Raw genomic sequence first — 15,094 nt, forward strand, 5'->3', positions numbered from 1 at the left:
GCCTGCCATGTCGCTCGCGCTCATTCCCAGCCCCTCCGAAGGGGTCTGGCACCTGGGGCCGCTGCCCATCCGCGGTTACACGGTCTGCATCATGCTCGGTGTCGTCGTGGCCGTCGTCGTCGCCGAGCGCCGCTGGCGGAACCGCGGCGGGGCTCCGGGAACCATGGTCGACCTGGCGACCTGGGGGCTCCCGTTCGGCATCGTGGGCGCACGGCTGTACCACGTCATCACCGACTGGCAGCTGTACTTCGGGCCCGACGCCCCCAACCGGCCGATCGACGCGATCCTGATCTGGAGCGACTCCGGGCCGGGCTGGCGCGGCCTGGGCGTCTGGGGCGGCATCGCCTTGGGCGGGGTGGGCGTGTGGATCGCCTGCCGCCGCCGGGGCATCACGCTGAGCGCGGTCGCCGACACCGTGGCCCCGGCCGTCGCGATCGGCCAGGCCGTCGGCCGGTGGTGCAACTACTTCAACCAGGAGCTGTTCGGCGGTCCCACCGACCTGCCCTGGGGTCTGGTCATCGACGCGGGCCGCCCGGGGACCGTGCCGGGCGTCACCACCTACCACCCGACGTTCCTGTACGAGTCGCTGTGGAACCTGGGCCTGGCGCTGGCACTGGTCTGGATCGGCGGTCGCTTCGCGCTGCGGCACGGCCGCCTGTTCGCCCTGTACGTGGCGGGCTACACCGCGGGCCGGTTCTGGATCGAGGGCCTGCGCGTCGACCCGGCCAACGAGATCCTCGGGATGCGGCTGAACCAGTGGACGTCGATCGCCCTGTTCCTGGGCGCGATGGCCTACGTCCATCTGGCCCGGAACAAGCGGTCGGAGGAGTCTCTGGGCGGCGAACGGGTCCCCGCCGGGGTGACGTGACCCCGCGCGACGGCGCCGCCCGGACACGGCGGGCCCGCCGGAGCAGAGGCGGCCCGCCGTGTCCGCGGGCCGCCGCGTCTCATTCACCGGCGGCCGGCGCGTAGCCGGGAACGGTGCGCGGGGCCCTCTGGCGGGTACCGTACGCGAGGAGACGAAGAAGGGCGTGGCGGACGCGTTGTCCTCCCCATGCCGGGCGATCGCAGTCGGACGAGGCCTTCGCGGCCGCCGGGGTGCGACGCGAGGTGTCCTTCGAGGTGTCGTCCGTCGACTTCATGGTCGATCTGGTACGGCAGGGCCTCGGCGTGGGCATGCTGCCGGCCGCGTACGCGCCGCGCTTCTCCGACCTGCGCATCATCCGGCTTCGCGATGCTCCCACCCGGACGGAGTACCTGATCTGGGACAACCGGCCGTCCCCGGCGGCCGCGGCCTTCCTCGACCTGGTCCGGGTAGACCGTCCGGATCGGCGGTAGGGGCATGACCGCGGTGGGAGCGGTGCCGTCAGAGCCGTGCCGGGCACGGCCCGGCACCCACGGGCGGGGTCCCCGCCTCCCCCGCCTCCCCGGAGGCGTCGCATCGTCATCGCATAGCGGATGTATCAATCGGTACGGGCACTGTTGTCTCACACCGGCAACGATGGAGGAGAACACGATGAGCAGCACCGGAAGCGGCACGTACGAGGGGTTCACGGCCGAGGAGCGGGCCGCGATGAAGGAGCACGCCCAGGAGCAGAAGAAGGCGGCGCGCCGCGGCTCGCGTGCGGACAAGGCTGCGGAGGCGGAGCGGGACGTGCTCGCGAAGATCTCCGAGATGCAGGACTCGGACCGGGTCATGGCGGAGCGCGTCCACGCCATCGTCAAGGCCTACGCCCCGGTCCTCGAACCGAAGCTCTGGTACGGGATGCCCGCCTACGCACGGGACGGCAAGGTCGTCTGCTTCTTCCAGAGCGCGGAGAAGTTCAAGGCGCGCTACGCGACGCTCGGGTTCAACGACCTGGCGAGGCTGGACGAGGGCACGATGTGGCCGACCGCTTTCGCCCTCACCGAGGTGACGGACGAGGTGGAGGCGCGGATCTCCGCCCTGGTGAGGCAGGCGGTGGGCTGAGGCGCGCGTCACTTCGAGACGACGGTCGCCGCACGCGGCCCCGAGGGCCGGCGGTGGATGACGTCGGCGAGGAATCCGGCGAGATCGGCGCGGTGCAGCGACTGCGACGCCCTGACCCGCCCGGTGACCTCCAGCGCGCCGGTCGCAGGCCCGTCGTCGAGTTTCGGCGGTCGCACCAGCGTCGCCGGAAGCGCCGCGCCGGCGACGAGGCGTTCCTGGCGGTCGACCTCGGCCAGCCGTTCGCGCCCCACGGCCGCGGCGTAGACCATCCGGCCGAACCAGGAGAGCTGCCCGGCGCTGGCGGTGCCTCCGAGAGCGGAGACCAGCACCAGATGCGCGCCGGGCGCCGCCTCCCGGGCGGCGGAGAGCAGGACGCCGGTGGCCTGGGAGCGCACGGTGCCCGGGGCGCCCCGACCGGGCGCGGCGACCAGGGTGATCACCGCCTCGGCGCCGGAGACGGCACCGCGGACGGCCGCCGGGTCGGTGGCGTCGCCCCGGTGGAGCCGGGTGTCCGGTGAACTCGCGGCCACCCGGTCCGGCCGGCGCGCCAGGACCGTCACTTCGTGATCGCGCTCCAGGATCGGGAGCAGCAGGGCGCCGGTGGCGCCCGTGGCGCCGAGCAGGGCCACTCTCATCGGACCTCCATGGGACTTCCTAAGTTGATAGTGTCAACATAGGAAGATAGCCGCCTATCTAGACAGCGTCAACATTAGGAGGGGTGCCGGTGACCGAGCGGGCGTACCACCACGGGAACCTGCGGGCAGCCTTGATCGAGGCGGGCCTGCGGCTCCTGGGCGAAGGAGGGGTCGAGGCGGTGGGCATCCGGAGCGCGGCGCGCATGGCCGGAGTCAGCCACGCCGCCCCGGCGCGCTACTTTCCGACGGCGACGAGCTTTCTGGCCGCCGTCGCGGCGGTCGGCTACGAGCGGCTCGCAGCCGCGCTGACCGAAGCCGCGGACTCCGCCGGGGACTCGCTCTCCGCCCTCCGCGCCGTGGGCCTGGCCTACGTCGGCTTCGCCCGCCGGGAACCGAACACCTTCCGCGTGCTCACCCATCCGTCGCTGGCCGACAAATCCCAGCACCCCGATCTGCTCTCGGCGTCCGACCGCGCCTTCGACGTGCTGCACGCGGCCGTCCTGCGCGCGCAGGCCGACGGCCACCTCGGCCCCGCCGCCCCGGCGGCGCTGGCGCTGACGGCGTGGTCCACCGTGCACGGCATCAGCTCCCTCGTGGTCGACGACCAGCTCGCGGCGAAGGGCTACACCGGCGACCCGGACGACCTGGCGGAAGAGGTGCTCGCCACGTTGTTCCTGGGCATGCGGTCCGCGGAGACCTGAGCCGGGGCCTCCGCCGAGGCGCGTCACCATCCGCCTTCGAAGAAGGCCAGGAGCGCCGGGGCCGGGTCCGCCGCGGTGGCCGTGTTCGCCGCACCGACGACGATCACGAGCAGCGACGACGACACCGCGAGGACGCCGGACGCCCCCAGCACGCGCCTCGTCCGCCTGTCGGACGGCCCCGTTCCCGCGAACCTCTTCCACGACGCGACGCCCACGCCGATGAGGACGGCCGCCACGACCGCGGCGACCGCGGCGAGCGCGACGTGGTACCGGGCGAAGTCTCCGATCATCACCTCCAGGGCGGGCGGAGTCCGGCCGCCCGCGTCCAGGGACTCGGCCAGCCGCCGCTTGACCTGGTCGAGCGTGCCGGAGAGCTCTCCGCCGGCTTCACCGGCCGCCAGCAGCGGCAGCAGCGAGGAGAAGGGCGCCACCGCCCCCTGGACGTTGGCCATCACCAGCGGCAACGAGCACAGCGTGAGCATCGTGACGAGAACGCCGGCCGACGCGAGGGCGGCCCTCCGCCCCGCCCCGAGACCGCCGGCCCTCAGGAACGCCCGCCAGAGGAGAACGCCGAGCGCGACGAGCACGATCAGCAAGGTCGCAGCGATCACGGCCTTGGCCGCGTGGTAGCGGAACCAGTAGTCGACGACCCGCTCCAGGCCCGGCGGGAAATCCCGGCCGCCGGACGCCCAGTACGCGGTGAACGCCTCGCTGAAGGCGCCGCCGAGGTCGCGTTCGTCGGCGAAGCCGTCCGGGCCGCTCGCCGCCAGTGTGCGCGGAGCGACGACGAAGGCGGTGGCGAGGGCCGCCGTGAGGGCGACGAGTACGGCGAGTGCGCGACCGGGAAGACCGGCCGATCGCGACGGGACCGTGGAAGTGCGCAAGGAGACTCCTTCGGCTCGATCGAGTGGGTGGAAGGCGCACCGGCCTGCGGGCCCGCCGGCGGAGAGGATCCGCTCAGCCGGTCGTGCCCGCAGGCCGCTCGTGCGCGCCCGGCGGTTGTGGCGCCGCCGTCGTTGCGATCACCATTGCGCACCGGCGGTCGCCCGGTCATCGGGGTGCGCCGGACACTCGGAGGTGGGGCCTGCCCCACCTCCCGGGGCGGAGCGGACGGGTCCCGGCGCGCCCGCGATCATGCCGGTGTCCGGACTCGCCCCGGAACTCCGGATTAGGCTGGGGCCATGACCGGATCGTTCCCCTCTGCGGTCCGGCGCCGGTGGCGGCCGGACGCCAGATCCGTCTTCCGCATGGGGCGTCGCACGATCGTGGAGTCGCTGTACCTGCTCACCGCGCCGGTGACCGCCGCGGCCGGCCTGCTGCTGGTGCTCGCCGGTCTGTGCGCCGGAGCGGTCGGCCTGCTGCTGCCGGGCGGATCGCCGATCGTCGCCGGTGCTCTGGCGCCGGTGCGGTGGTCCGCCGGCATCGAGCGGTGGCGGATCGCCAAGGTGCTTCCACCGGCCGCCGGGACGGACGGCGCGGGCCGGCGGCGGGGGCCGGAGGAGACCGCCGCCGCGTCCGGCCCGGGGCTGTGGCTCGGCGTGGCGCACTCGGTGGTGATGCTCCCCGTCGCTCTGGTCACCTCGGTGACGACGGTGCTGTGGTGGTTCGCCGGCCTCGGCGGCGGCACGTCCGCCCTGCGCAACCTCTACTCGTCCGCCGGGCGGATGGAGCCCATGACCCTGACCGTGGGCGACGCCCGATCCCACATCGCCCTGAGCCTGGGGCTGACGTCACCGGCCGAGCGGCTCGCCTTCGGGACCGCGGTCGGCCTGCTGCTGCTGTCCACCCTGCCGTTGGCGACCCGGGCGTGTGTCGCCGTCCATGCCGGACTGGGGCGGGCCCTGCTGTCCGGCGCGTCCGCGTCGCGCCGCAGGACCAGCGGACCGGAGCGGGAGCGTGGCGCCTCCCGCGCGCAGGCCGCCGCGGTGGCGGCCGAGGCGACCGCGCTGCGCCGGCTCGAACGCGACATCCACGACGGGCCCCAGCAGCGGCTGGTCCGGCTGGCGATGGAACTGGGCCGCGCCCAGTACCACTTCGACAGCAGGCCGGAGGCCGTCCGCTCGGCACTCGCCGACGCGATCGTCCAGACCGAGGAGGCGCTGGAGGAGCTGCGCGCCCTGTCGCGGGGGATCGCACCGCCGATCCTCGCCGACCGCGGCCTGCGCGCGGCGCTCACCGCCCTGGCGGCGCGCTCGACCGTACCCGTCGACCTCGATGCCGGCCCCCTGGACCGCCGGCCGGCCGCCGCCGTCGAGACGGCCGCGTACTTCGTGGTCGCCGAGGCTCTGACCAACGTGGCCAAGCACAGCCGCGCCGACCGGTGCACGATCGGGCTGCGCCACGGGGAGGGGACCTTGCGGGTCTGGGTGACGGACGACGGAGTGGGCGGCGCCGCGCTGGACAAGGGGCACGGACTGCGGGGGCTGGAGGACCGCCTGCACGCGGCCGGCGGCCGGCTGCGGATCACCAGTCCCCGCGGCGGCCCGACGACGATCACCGCGGAACTGCCGTGCCGCTGAACCCGCCCGGCCCACCGCCGGACCGCACGGCCCGCGGTCCGCTGCGGATCGTCCTGGCCGACGACGCGGTACTGCTGCGCGAGGGCCTGGTCCGCCTGCTCACCGAGGACGGCCATCAGGTGGTGGCCGCGGTCGGTGACGGTCCGGCCCTGGTCGAGGCCGTGCTCGAACACCGCCCGGACGTGTCGATCGTCGATGTGCGGATGCCGCCGGCCTACACGGACGAGGGCCTGCGCGCGGCGATCACGGCCCGCTCGCGGTTGCCCGGCGCCCCCATGCTCGTGCTCAGCCAGTACGTGGAGGCGTCCTACGCCGGTGATCTGCTCGCGGACGGCTCCGGCTCGGTCGGGTACCTGCTGAAGAACCGGGTCTCCCGGGTGGAGGAGTTCCTGGACGCCCTCGACCGGGTCGCCCGGGGCGCGACGGTGCTCGACCCGCAGGTCGTCGCGCAACTGCTGGCCGGGCAGCGCCGGGACGACGCCCTGGAGGCGCTGACCTCGCGTGAACGGCAGCTCCTGGCGCTGATGGCCGAGGGGCATTCCAACACGGCCATCGCCGAGCGGCTGGTGGTCTCCGCCAGCACGGTGGAGAAGCACATCGGCAATGTCTTCACCAAGCTCGGCCTGCCGCCCGACGACTCCCGGCACCGTCGGGTGCTCGCCGTCCTCGCCTACCTCGGAGCCTGACGGCGGCACGTCCGCTCCGGATCCGCCGGCATCGCGCTGGGCCCGCCCGTCACCCGCCGTCCGCGCCGGGGCGGGTCCGCGAGCGGAAGGTGCGGCGGTAGTTGTCCGGGGGCACGCCGACCGTGCGGTTGAAGTGCCGGCGCAGCGTCGTGGCGGTGCCCATGCCGGTGGCCTCCGCGATGGCGTCGACGCTGTCGTCGGTGGTCTCCAGCAGCTCCTGGGCGTGGCGGATCCGCTGGGTCAGCAGCCACTGCAGCGGGGTGGTGCCGGTCACCGACCTGAAGTGCCGGCCCAGGTTGCGCGAGCTCATCCGCGCCCGGCGGGCCAGGTCCTCCACGGTCAGCGGGCGGTCCAGCCGTTCGATCACCCAGGGGAGCAGGTCGGCGAGCGGGTGGTTGCCCGGGGCGGGCACCGGGGTGGTGACGAACTGGGCCTGGCCGCCGTCCCGGTGCGGCGGCACGACCAGGCGGCGGGCGAGCGCGTTGGCGACCGACGACCCGTGGTCGAGGCGGACCAGGTGCAGGCACAGGTCCATGGCGGCGGCTTTGCCCGCGGAGGTGAGGACGCTGCCGTTGTCCACGTACAGGACGTCCGGGTCCACCTCCACCCGGGGATGGCGGACGGCCAGGTCCCGGGCGTGCGCCCAGTGCGTGGTCGCGCGCCTGCCGTCCAGCAGGCCGGCGGCGGCCAGCACGAACGCGCCCGTGCAGAGGGAGGCCACACGCGCGCCGGCCTCGTGGGCCGCGCGCACCGCGTCGACCAGGTCGGCGGGTGGATCCACGTCGATGTCGGCCCAGCCCGGCACGATCACGGTGTCGGCATGCGGAAGCCGGTCGAGACCGTGGTCGGGCTCCAGCCGGAACCGGCCGACCCGCACGGCGGCCGGTCCGCAGACGAGGACGCTGTACCAGGGACCGGCCGCGCCGGTGGGGGCGGCCCCGAAGACCTCGCACGCCAGGGACAGCTCGAAGTGCAGCATTCCGTCGGTGACGGCCACCGCGACAGTGCTCATGTCCGGAATTGTATGGGTGATGGCGTTCCGGACACTCGTCGGGAGAACCGGCCCTTGCCAGGATGTTCACGGCAGATCGCAGCAGCAGATCATCCGGACCGGGAGGAGAACCCGTGGGATCAGGGCTCATGGTGGCGGTGTTCGGCGCGTACGGGCACACCGGGCGCTTCGTGGTGGCGGAGCTGCGGCGCCGCGGGTTCGTCCCGGTCCTGTCCGGGCGCGACGCCGGCAAGCTGAAGGCGTCGGCGTCCGGATCCGGGCTGGAGGCCCGCCCGGCGTCGGTCGACGACCCGGCCTCGCTCGACCGCGCGCTGGCCGGCGCGGCGGCCGTGGTCAACTGCGCCGGCCCCTTCGCCGTGACGGCCGCCCCCGTGATCGAGGCGGCACTGCGCGCCGGGATCCCGTACGTGGACGTGGCGGCCGAGATCGAGGCCAACGCCGACACGTTCACGCACTTCGCGGAACGCTCCCGCGCCGCGGGAGCGGTGATCGTCCCGGCGATGGCCTTCTACGGCGGCCTCGGCGACCTGCTGACCACCGCCGCGATGGGCGACTGGACGGAGGCGGACGAGGCGCACATCGCCTACGGGCTGAGCGGCTGGCACCCCACCGCCGGGACGCGCGCCGCGGGCGCGGTCTCCCGGCGGCGCCGGGACGGCCGGCGCGTCCGCTACACGGACGGCCGGCTGGAGTACCGCCATGACGACCCGCCGACCCTGGAGTGGCCCTTCCCCGACCCGGTGGGCCCCCGGGCCGTCATCGGGGAGTTCACGATGGCCGACGTCGTCACGGTTCCCAGCCACCTGTCCATCCCCGAGGTGTGCACCTACATGACGGTCGAGGCGGCCAGGGACCTGTCGGCCCCGGACACACCGGAGCCGGAGCCGGCCGACGAGCTGGGGCGGTCGGCGCAGACCTTCCTCGTCGACGTCGTCGTGCGCTCCGCCGGCGACGAACGGCGCGCCGTGGCCAGGGGCCGGGACATCTACGCCGTCACCGCGCCGCTCGTGGTGGAGGCGGTCGACCGCATCCTCACCGGGCGGACCAGGACGGCCGGTGTCGCCTCCGCCGGAGAGATCTTCGACGCGCCCGACTTCCTCCGCGCGCTGTCGCCGCACATCTCCCTGGAGCTGCACCCGTAGCGGCCGGACCGCCCCGGGGCCTTGTCCGGTGCTACTCCGCGTAGGGCTGGTCCTCTCCCTGGGCGCTGTAGCCGAGGCTCCAGATGTAGCCGTCGGGGTCCGCGAAGGAACCGCCGTACCCGCCCCACGCCAGGGGGCCGGCGGGCTTGAGGATCGCGGCGCCGGCCTTCGCGGCCTCCTCCATGATCTCGTCGACCCGCGCCTCGCTGCGGACCACGTAGGTGAGGACCAGCCCGCTGAAGCCGCCGCCCTCCGGGCTCGTGCCCACCTGGTCGGCCAGGCCTTCGCGGCCGTAGAAGCCGACGGGCGTGCCGCCGTCCGGCTCGAAGAAGACCGAGACGCCGTAGTCCTGCTGGATCTTCCAGCCGAGGCCCTCCGTGTAGAACCGCTTGGACTGCTCCATGTCCCGGACGCCGAGAAGGATCGAGCTCACGTGCGCTTTCATGCCTTGTCTCCTCTGTGCTCGGTGCTGCCCGCGGAAACCAGGCTAGGACGGCCCCGCGGCCGCCGCTTCTTCATTCCTGACCGGTTCGACCGGCCGTCCACCCGGCGGCCGCTGCCCGCCGCCATCCTCCGAACGGAGGATGGCGGCGGTCGTCCGTCTGCCGCCGGATTGCGCACGATCGCATGATCCGGCGGCCGGTGCCCTTCTCGCACACTCGGTGAGAACCCGTCGAACCGAGGAGAGACATGGTTTCCACACCGGGACTGCGGCCGGTCCGGGAAGGCGAGCGACAACTCGCCCCCGACCTCGCCCGAGGGGTCATGCTGGCGCTGATCGCCGTGGCCAACTCCGCCCTCTACCTGTACGGCCGCCCGTACGGCATGCGGCAGCACGTCATCGAGCACGGCCTGCCGGACCGGGTGACCGCGGCACTGACCATGACGTTCGTGGACGGCCGGGCCTACCCGATGTTCGCCGCGCTGTTCGGCTATGGCATGGTGCAGATCTGGAACCGGCGGCGCGACGAGGAGGAGGGGCGGCGGGTCCTGAAGCGGCGGAGCCTGTGGCTGCTGCTGTTCGGGGCGGTCCACGCCGTGCTGCTGTTCTCCGGGGACGTGCTCGGGGTCTACGGACTGCTCGGGCTCGCGATCGTCCGGTTGCTGCGCGTGCGCGACCGCACCCTGCTGGTCCTCGCCGGCGTCTGGCTCGTCCCCGTCGCCCTGCTGTCCGCCCTGGCCTACAACACGCCCCGGGCCACGCAGGAGCGGACCATCTTCTGGTCGCTCGCGGCCGAGGACCCGCTGACGGCGCTGACCTTGCGGCCGATCGAGTGGCTGATGACCCCGGTCGGGATGACGGGCGTGTTCACCGCCGGGCTCGTGGGCGTCTGGGCGGGACGGCGGGATCTCCTGTCCGCGCCGGACGGGCTGCTGCGGCGGGCCGCGGTGTGGGGACCGCTCGCCGGGACGCTCGGCGGGCTGCCCGTGGGCCTGACCGCGACCGGCTTCCTCGACGTGGAGGGTCCCGTCACGGTGATGGCGCTCAACGCCGTCCACATGGTGACCGGCATCGCCGCCGGCCTGGGGTACGCGGCCCTGATCGCCCTGCTCGCGCGGCGGATCGGGACGCGGCGCGGGCCGCTGGTGACCGCGCTGTCGGCCTGCGGCCAGCGCTCGATGACGAGTTACCTTCTCCAGTCGGTGGTGTTCGTGGCGCTTCTGCCCCCTTATACGATCGGGCTGGGCGGATGGCTGGGATCCGCTGCCACGGTCGCGCTGGCGGTCGGCACGTGGGCCGCGACGGTGGTCGCGGCCGAGTTCATGCGCAGGGCCGGGATGCGCGGACCCGCCGAGGCGCTGCTGCGGCGCCTGGCCTATCCGCGCCGGTGAGAGCGAGGGCGACGTGCTGCGGGTTCACGACTGGGACAGGGCATGGCGCACCCTGCCGCTGGGCGTCCTCGGAGCGGTGACCCTGATCGCGGTGGCCGACCCGTCGGCACCGCCGTACGAGCGGGCCGTCACGTTCGCGACGGCCGCCGCCGTGGCGGTGTGGCACTGGTGGATGGTGCTGGCGCACCCCGGGTGGCCGGAGCGGGCGCCGGTGCCGATGGCGGTCTACTTCGCCGGGTTCCTCGCGCTGGCCTGGGTGCTGTCCTCGCGCCACCCGGCGTACACGCTCCTGGTGGTGGCGGGCTTCCCCACGGCCTTCGCGACGCTTCCCGGCCGCCACGCCTACCTCGGGGTGGCCGCCACGGCGCTCGTCGTCGTCGGCGGCCCGGCCGCCCTGCTGGACGCCGAGGACCCCTGGCCGATCGCGTCGGCGCTCGCCGGAGGGACGCTGGCGGCGTTCATCGGCTGGAGCATCAGAACGCTGGAGGGCGAGGTCGGACGCCGGCGCGCGGCCAACCAGGCGCTGGAGGACGCCAACCGGGAACTGGAGGGCGCGAACCTCCGCCTCGCCCGGCTCGGGGAGGAGAACGCCGAGCTGCAGGGCAGGCTGCTGGCCGCGGCCCGCCAGACCGGTGTGGCCGGGGAGCGGGGCCGGCTGGCCCGGGAGATCCACGACACCGTCGCGCAGGGACTGGCGGGCATCGTCACGCAGCTCGAAGCCGCCGAGGAGGCCGCGAGCGACGCCGAGGCGGTGCGGCGGCGGCTGGCCGTCGCGCGGAACCTCGCCAGGGAGAGCCTGACCGAGGTCCGCCGCTCCCTGGACGGCCTGCGCCCCGGGCCGCTGGCGGACAGCAGGTTGCCCGAGGCGCTGTCGGCGCTGGTCTCCGACTGGAGCGCCGCGCACGAGCTGCCCGCCGCGCTCACCGTCACCGGTACCGCCCGGCTGCTGCATCCCGAGGTCGAGGTGACCGTGTACCGGGCCGTGCAGGAGGCGCTGGCCAACGTGGCCCGGCACGCCCAGGCCCGCAAGGCCGGTGTGACCCTGTCGTACATGGAGGATGTGCTGGTGGCCGATATCCGGGACGACGGGGTGGGGTTCACCCCCTCCGGAACGGGCGGCGAGGACTCCGGGGCCGGAGGCTTCGGGCTCACCGCCATGCGGCAGCGGGTCGTCAGGCTCGCCGGGAGCCTCGAGGTGGAGTCCGCGCCCGGTCAGGGAACCGCGGTCAGCGTGACGGTCCCCGCGGTCTCCGCCGAGGCCGGGAGGGAGGCGACATGAGCGTACGGCTGGTGATCGTGGACGACCACCCCGTCGTGCGGGACGGACTGCGGGGCATGTTCGTGGAGCAGGCCGACCTGGAGGTCGTGGGCGAGGCGGAGGACGGGGAGCGGGGGCTGGCCGTGGTCGCGCGGGAGCGTCCCGACGTCGTGCTGACCGACCTGCGCATGCCCGGCCTCGGCGGAGCGGAGTTCATCCGGCTGCTGGCGGAACGGGTGCCCTCGGCCCGCGTGCTGGTTCTGACCACCTACGACGGCGACGACGACGTGCTGCCCGCGCTGACCGCGGGCGCGATCGGCTACCTGCTCAAGGACTCCCCGCGCGAGGAGGTCTTCCGCGCCGTGCGGGCGGCGGCGGCGGGAGAGACGGTGCTGTCCCCCGCGGTGGCCGCCCGGGTGCTCAACCGGGTCCGCACGCCCGCCCCCGCCGGGCTGAGCGAGCGCGAACGGACCGTGCTCTCCCTGGTCGCGCGCGGCTCCACCAACAAGGAGGCGGCGGCGGCGCTGTTCATCAGCGAGACGACGGTGAAGACCCACCTGGCGCACATCTATACGAAGCTGGGCGTCTCCGACCGGGCCGCGGCCGTGGCCGCCGCCTACCGCCGGGGTCTGCTGCCGTGACGCTCCGGCGCCCGCCGCGGCGGGCGGGGACGGGCGCGCGTCTCGTCACGCCGCCGTCGGCAGGCTGCGGTCCAGGCCGGTGATGCGCAGGATCCGGGACATGTGCGGGCGGGGCGCGCTCAGCAGGAGGGTGACGCCCTGCTCTCTGGCGCGGCGCTGGATGCCGACCAGGACCGACAGGCCGCAGGCGTCGCAGAACGACACCTCCGACAGGTCGAGCACGAGCAGGCTCGTGCTGTAGCGCAGCACGGCCAGCAGCCGCTCGCGAAGCGCTCCCCGGGTGTGGAGGTCGATCTCACCGGACAGGTGGACGGTGGTCGGAGCCGACGGACCGGCCAGGTCGAGTGGGCGTGTGTCGATGATGGTCATGGGGTTCTCCGATCAGAGAAGAGAAGAGGACGCGGCGCCGGGCGGCGTGTGGTCACGCTCGGGCGGCCGGCCGCCGGTCGGCGGCGATGAGCCCGGTCGGTTCGGCCGCGGCGTCACGCGGGTACGGCCACCGCGCCCCGTCCGGGGTGTCCCGCCGGCCGGGAAAGGGGTCCGGGGTGCTGCGGACCTCGGAGCCGACGGTGGGACCCGCGGTGGCGGCGGTGTTCAGCCGTGTGAGATGAGAAAGAAGCGTCGGCGTCATGGTCGCCTGGCCCGTCCAGGCCCTCGAAGGGGCCGAAAGCGGTCGATCGCCGCGGGTGACGCCGGCTTGACTGCCAACGCTCGAAATATCCTCGGTACTCACACTGTACCTTGCCCGGAAAAGGATCGCCGCCACGGCTCGGCTCCGGAAGCCGGCGGCGGGCGGGACCCCTTCGGAAACGGGCCTGTCCGGTGAACCGCCCTGCCTCTTTCAGCGGCGGCGTGTCCCGGGCTCCGCGGGGGCCGGCGCCGGTCCGGTCAGCCGTTGTCCAGGGTGAGCAGACCGCGCCGGAAGGCGGTGGCGACGGCGGCCGCGCGGTCGTTGACGCCGAGTTTGGTGTAGATGTGCAGCACGTGGCTCTTGACCGTGGCCTCGCTGATGAACAGGCGCGCGGCCGTCTCGCGGTTGGTGGCGCCCTCGGCGATGAGCCGGAGGACCTCCAGTTCCCGGGCGCTCAGCGGGTCGGCGGGGGTGCGGACCCGGCCGAGGAGGCGGGTGGCGACCGACGGGGAGAGCACGGCTTCGCCCCGCGCCGCCGTCCGCACGGCCCGGACGAGCTCGTCGCGGCCGGTGTCCTTCAGGAGGTAGCCGGTGGCTCCGGCCTCGATGGCGGGCAGGACGTCCCGGTCGGTGTCGTAGGTGGTCAGGACCAGGACGCGGGCCGCGTTGCCCCGCCGGGCGAGTTCCTTGATGGCGGTGACGCCGTCCGTCCCCGGCATGCGCAGGTCCATGAGGATCACGTCCGGGTTCAACGCCTGCGCGAGCTCGACGGCCTGCGCGCCGTCTCCGGCCTCGCCGAGCACCTCGAACTCCGGGTCGCCGGCGAACATGCCCCGGATTCCGTCGCGCACGATGGGGTGGTCGTCGGCGATCAGCAGCCGGACGGGGGGCTCAGCCACGGGCCACCGCCGGAACGCTCGCCGAGATCGCGGTGCCCGCGCCGGGCTCGGACTCGATCTCCAGCGTGCCCGCCAGGCGGCTCACCCGCCGGCGCATCGACGCCAGGCCGAAGCCGCCGCCGTCGCGCACGCGCTCGGGGTCGAACCCGGCGCCGTCGTCGCGGACGTCCAGGGTGACCACGTCCTCCATGTAGGACAGGGTCACGCCGACCCGGGAGGCGCCGGCGTGTTTGGCGGCGTTGGCCAGGGCCTCCTGCACCGTGCGCAGCAATGTCTCCTCGATCTCCGGGTGCATGGGACGGACCGTACCAGTGGCGGTGAAGTCCGCACGCACCCCGTTGAGTTCGCCCCAGCGGGCCACGACGTCCTGCAGCGCCTCGGGCAGCGGCGCCGCTTCCAGCTGGCCGGGTCCCACCGCGTGCACCGAGCGCCGGGCCTCGGCGAGGCTCTCCCGGGCCAGCCGTACCGCGTTGTCCACGTGACGCCGCCAGTCGTCGGCCTGCCTGGCGGCCTGGAGCTGGGTGATGATGCCGGTCAGGCCCTGGGCGAGGGTGTCGTGGATCTCGGCCGCCATGCGCTGCCGTTCGTCGAGCACGCCCGCCTCGCGGGCCTGGACCAGGAGCTGGGCCTGGAGTCCGGCGTTCTCCCGCATGGCCTCTTCGAGCCGCACCACCATGCGCCTGCGCTCGTCGCTCCGCTCGGCGGTGACCTCTCCGACGAAGCTGAACAGACTCACTCCCCCGACGATGGCGGCGGTGAAGAACAGGTAGGTGAAGATCGCGGACGGGGTGGGCTCGGGCAGGCCCCCGCCGTAGGCCGCGACGCTGATCGCCGCCGTGGCGCTCACCCCGGCCGCCCGCCACGTCCCCTTCAGGTACTGCCAGGAGTGCAGGAATCCGACGAAGCCAAAGAAGCTCGCGAACCACACTCCCTGCGTGCAGAGCGCGCCGATCAGGACCACCAGCCCCGCCACGTAGACCGCGCCTGCGGCCACGCCCCGCGGCGCCAGCCGCATCCAGGCGGCCGCGAGAGCGGCGAGGCCGAGGGTGATCCAGGGGTTTCCGCCGGTCAGCAGGGAGAGCACCGCGGAGACCACCAGCAGGACGTACGGCGCGGCCGCCATCTGGCGCTCCAGCAGCCGTTCCCATCGGTCGAGCCGGCCGGTCAT

Annotated in this window: 17 protein-coding genes; 10 read left to right on the forward strand and 7 right to left on the reverse strand. The window is 74.0% G+C overall.

Translation table 11 applies throughout. The features are described 5' to 3' along the window. The first annotated feature begins 7 nt into the window (after nucleotides 1-7). The 3 genes from lgt to FHS22_RS13920 all read left to right on the forward strand — a co-directional run bounded on the left by lgt (nucleotide 8) and on the right by FHS22_RS13920 (nucleotide 1,969). Nucleotides 8-868, forward strand: coding sequence for a prolipoprotein diacylglyceryl transferase (gene lgt / locus FHS22_RS13910; RefSeq protein WP_184941754.1), 861 nt, complete (start codon nucleotides 8-10; stop codon nucleotides 866-868). Nucleotides 869-981: 113 nt separating this feature from the next. Next, nucleotides 982-1,338 (forward strand): LysR substrate-binding domain-containing protein, encoded by a 357-nt coding sequence (locus FHS22_RS13915; RefSeq protein WP_184941756.1) that lies wholly within the window; start codon nucleotides 982-984, stop codon nucleotides 1,336-1,338. 178 nt (nucleotides 1,339-1,516) lie between these two features. Then, the gene (locus FHS22_RS13920; protein WP_184941758.1) at nucleotides 1,517-1,969 is read left to right on the forward strand and encodes an iron chaperone; all 453 of its coding nucleotides are present in this window, start codon (nucleotides 1,517-1,519) and stop codon (nucleotides 1,967-1,969) included. Nucleotides 1,970-1,977: 8 nt separating this feature from the next. On the opposite strand, the gene FHS22_RS13925 is transcribed toward FHS22_RS13920, so the two are convergent. After that, the gene (locus FHS22_RS13925) at nucleotides 1,978-2,604 is read right to left on the reverse strand and encodes an NAD(P)-dependent oxidoreductase (protein ID WP_184941760.1); all 627 of its coding nucleotides are present in this window, start codon (nucleotides 2,602-2,604) and stop codon (nucleotides 1,978-1,980) included. 89 nt (nucleotides 2,605-2,693) lie between these two features. Here FHS22_RS13925 and FHS22_RS13930 point away from each other — a divergent pair, with 89 nt between their 5' ends. Further along, nucleotides 2,694-3,305 carry a WHG domain-containing protein gene (locus tag FHS22_RS13930; protein ID WP_184941762.1) on the forward strand — a complete coding sequence of 204 codons (612 nt, stop codon included), beginning with the start codon at nucleotides 2,694-2,696 and terminating at the stop codon, nucleotides 3,303-3,305. Between the two features lie 23 nt (nucleotides 3,306-3,328). Here FHS22_RS13930 and FHS22_RS13935 read toward each other — a convergent pair whose 3' ends face one another. Further along, nucleotides 3,329-4,189 (reverse strand): hypothetical protein, encoded by an 861-nt coding sequence (locus FHS22_RS13935; RefSeq protein ID WP_184941764.1) that lies wholly within the window; start codon nucleotides 4,187-4,189, stop codon nucleotides 3,329-3,331. 297 nt (nucleotides 4,190-4,486) lie between these two features. On the opposite strand from FHS22_RS13935, the gene FHS22_RS13940 reads away from it, so the two are divergent. Both FHS22_RS13940 and FHS22_RS13945 read left to right on the forward strand, forming a co-directional pair. Next, the gene (locus FHS22_RS13940; RefSeq protein ID WP_184941766.1) at nucleotides 4,487-5,824 is read left to right on the forward strand and encodes a sensor histidine kinase; all 1,338 of its coding nucleotides are present in this window, start codon (nucleotides 4,487-4,489) and stop codon (nucleotides 5,822-5,824) included. A 41-nt stretch (nucleotides 5,825-5,865) separates the two neighbouring features. Beyond that, nucleotides 5,866-6,510: a LuxR C-terminal-related transcriptional regulator gene (locus FHS22_RS13945; protein WP_184942097.1), complete on the forward strand. Its 645-nt coding sequence runs from the start codon at nucleotides 5,866-5,868 to the stop codon at nucleotides 6,508-6,510. Between the two features lie 49 nt (nucleotides 6,511-6,559). Here the strand turns inward: FHS22_RS13945 and FHS22_RS13950 are convergent, their stop codons facing one another. Next, entirely contained in the window at nucleotides 6,560-7,522 is a 963-nt protein-coding gene (locus tag FHS22_RS13950; RefSeq protein WP_184941767.1) for a GlxA family transcriptional regulator, read from the reverse strand. A 113-nt stretch (nucleotides 7,523-7,635) separates the two neighbouring features. Between FHS22_RS13950 and FHS22_RS13955 the strand changes: the two genes are divergently transcribed. Then, the gene (locus FHS22_RS13955) at nucleotides 7,636-8,664 is read left to right on the forward strand and encodes a saccharopine dehydrogenase family protein (RefSeq protein ID WP_184941769.1); all 1,029 of its coding nucleotides are present in this window, start codon (nucleotides 7,636-7,638) and stop codon (nucleotides 8,662-8,664) included. Nucleotides 8,665-8,695: 31 nt separating this feature from the next. Here the strand turns inward: FHS22_RS13955 and FHS22_RS13960 are convergent, their stop codons facing one another. Continuing rightward, nucleotides 8,696-9,109, reverse strand: coding sequence for a VOC family protein (locus tag FHS22_RS13960; protein ID WP_184941771.1), 414 nt, complete (start codon nucleotides 9,107-9,109; stop codon nucleotides 8,696-8,698). A 245-nt stretch (nucleotides 9,110-9,354) separates the two neighbouring features. On the opposite strand from FHS22_RS13960, the gene FHS22_RS13965 reads away from it, so the two are divergent. The 3 genes from FHS22_RS13965 to FHS22_RS13975 are packed head-to-tail and all read left to right on the forward strand — an operon-like array spanning nucleotide 9,355 to nucleotide 12,396. Further along, nucleotides 9,355-10,497 (forward strand): DUF418 domain-containing protein, encoded by a 1,143-nt coding sequence (locus tag FHS22_RS13965; protein ID WP_184941773.1) that lies wholly within the window; start codon nucleotides 9,355-9,357, stop codon nucleotides 10,495-10,497. 13 nt (nucleotides 10,498-10,510) lie between these two features. Continuing rightward, complete coding sequence (locus FHS22_RS13970; RefSeq protein ID WP_184941775.1) at nucleotides 10,511-11,776, forward strand: sensor histidine kinase; 1,266 nt, start codon at nucleotides 10,511-10,513, stop codon at nucleotides 11,774-11,776. Further along, on the forward strand, nucleotides 11,773-12,396 hold the full coding sequence (locus FHS22_RS13975; RefSeq protein ID WP_184941777.1) for a response regulator: 624 nt from the start codon (nucleotides 11,773-11,775) through the stop codon (nucleotides 12,394-12,396). The genes FHS22_RS13970 and FHS22_RS13975 overlap by 4 nt, the downstream gene beginning before the upstream one ends. 45 nt (nucleotides 12,397-12,441) lie before the next feature. Here the strand turns inward: FHS22_RS13975 and FHS22_RS13980 are convergent, their stop codons facing one another. The 3 genes from FHS22_RS13980 to FHS22_RS13990 all read right to left on the reverse strand — a co-directional run bounded on the left by FHS22_RS13980 (nucleotide 12,442) and on the right by FHS22_RS13990 (nucleotide 15,094). Continuing rightward, nucleotides 12,442-12,765 carry an STAS domain-containing protein gene (locus FHS22_RS13980; protein WP_184941779.1) on the reverse strand — a complete coding sequence of 108 codons (324 nt, stop codon included), beginning with the start codon at nucleotides 12,763-12,765 and terminating at the stop codon, nucleotides 12,442-12,444. Nucleotides 12,766-13,284: 519 nt separating this feature from the next. Then, on the reverse strand, nucleotides 13,285-13,926 hold the full coding sequence (locus tag FHS22_RS13985; RefSeq protein WP_184941781.1) for a response regulator: 642 nt from the start codon (nucleotides 13,924-13,926) through the stop codon (nucleotides 13,285-13,287). Continuing rightward, the gene (locus FHS22_RS13990) at nucleotides 13,919-15,094 is read right to left on the reverse strand and encodes a sensor histidine kinase (protein ID WP_184941783.1); all 1,176 of its coding nucleotides are present in this window, start codon (nucleotides 15,092-15,094) and stop codon (nucleotides 13,919-13,921) included. Before FHS22_RS13990 ends, FHS22_RS13985 begins: the two co-directional genes overlap by 8 nt.

It is taken from the genome of Thiemannella venezuelensis (assembly GCF_014203605.1).
GTDB classification, from domain to species: domain Bacteria; phylum Actinomycetota; class Actinomycetes; order Streptosporangiales; family Streptosporangiaceae; genus Planomonospora_A; species Planomonospora_A venezuelensis.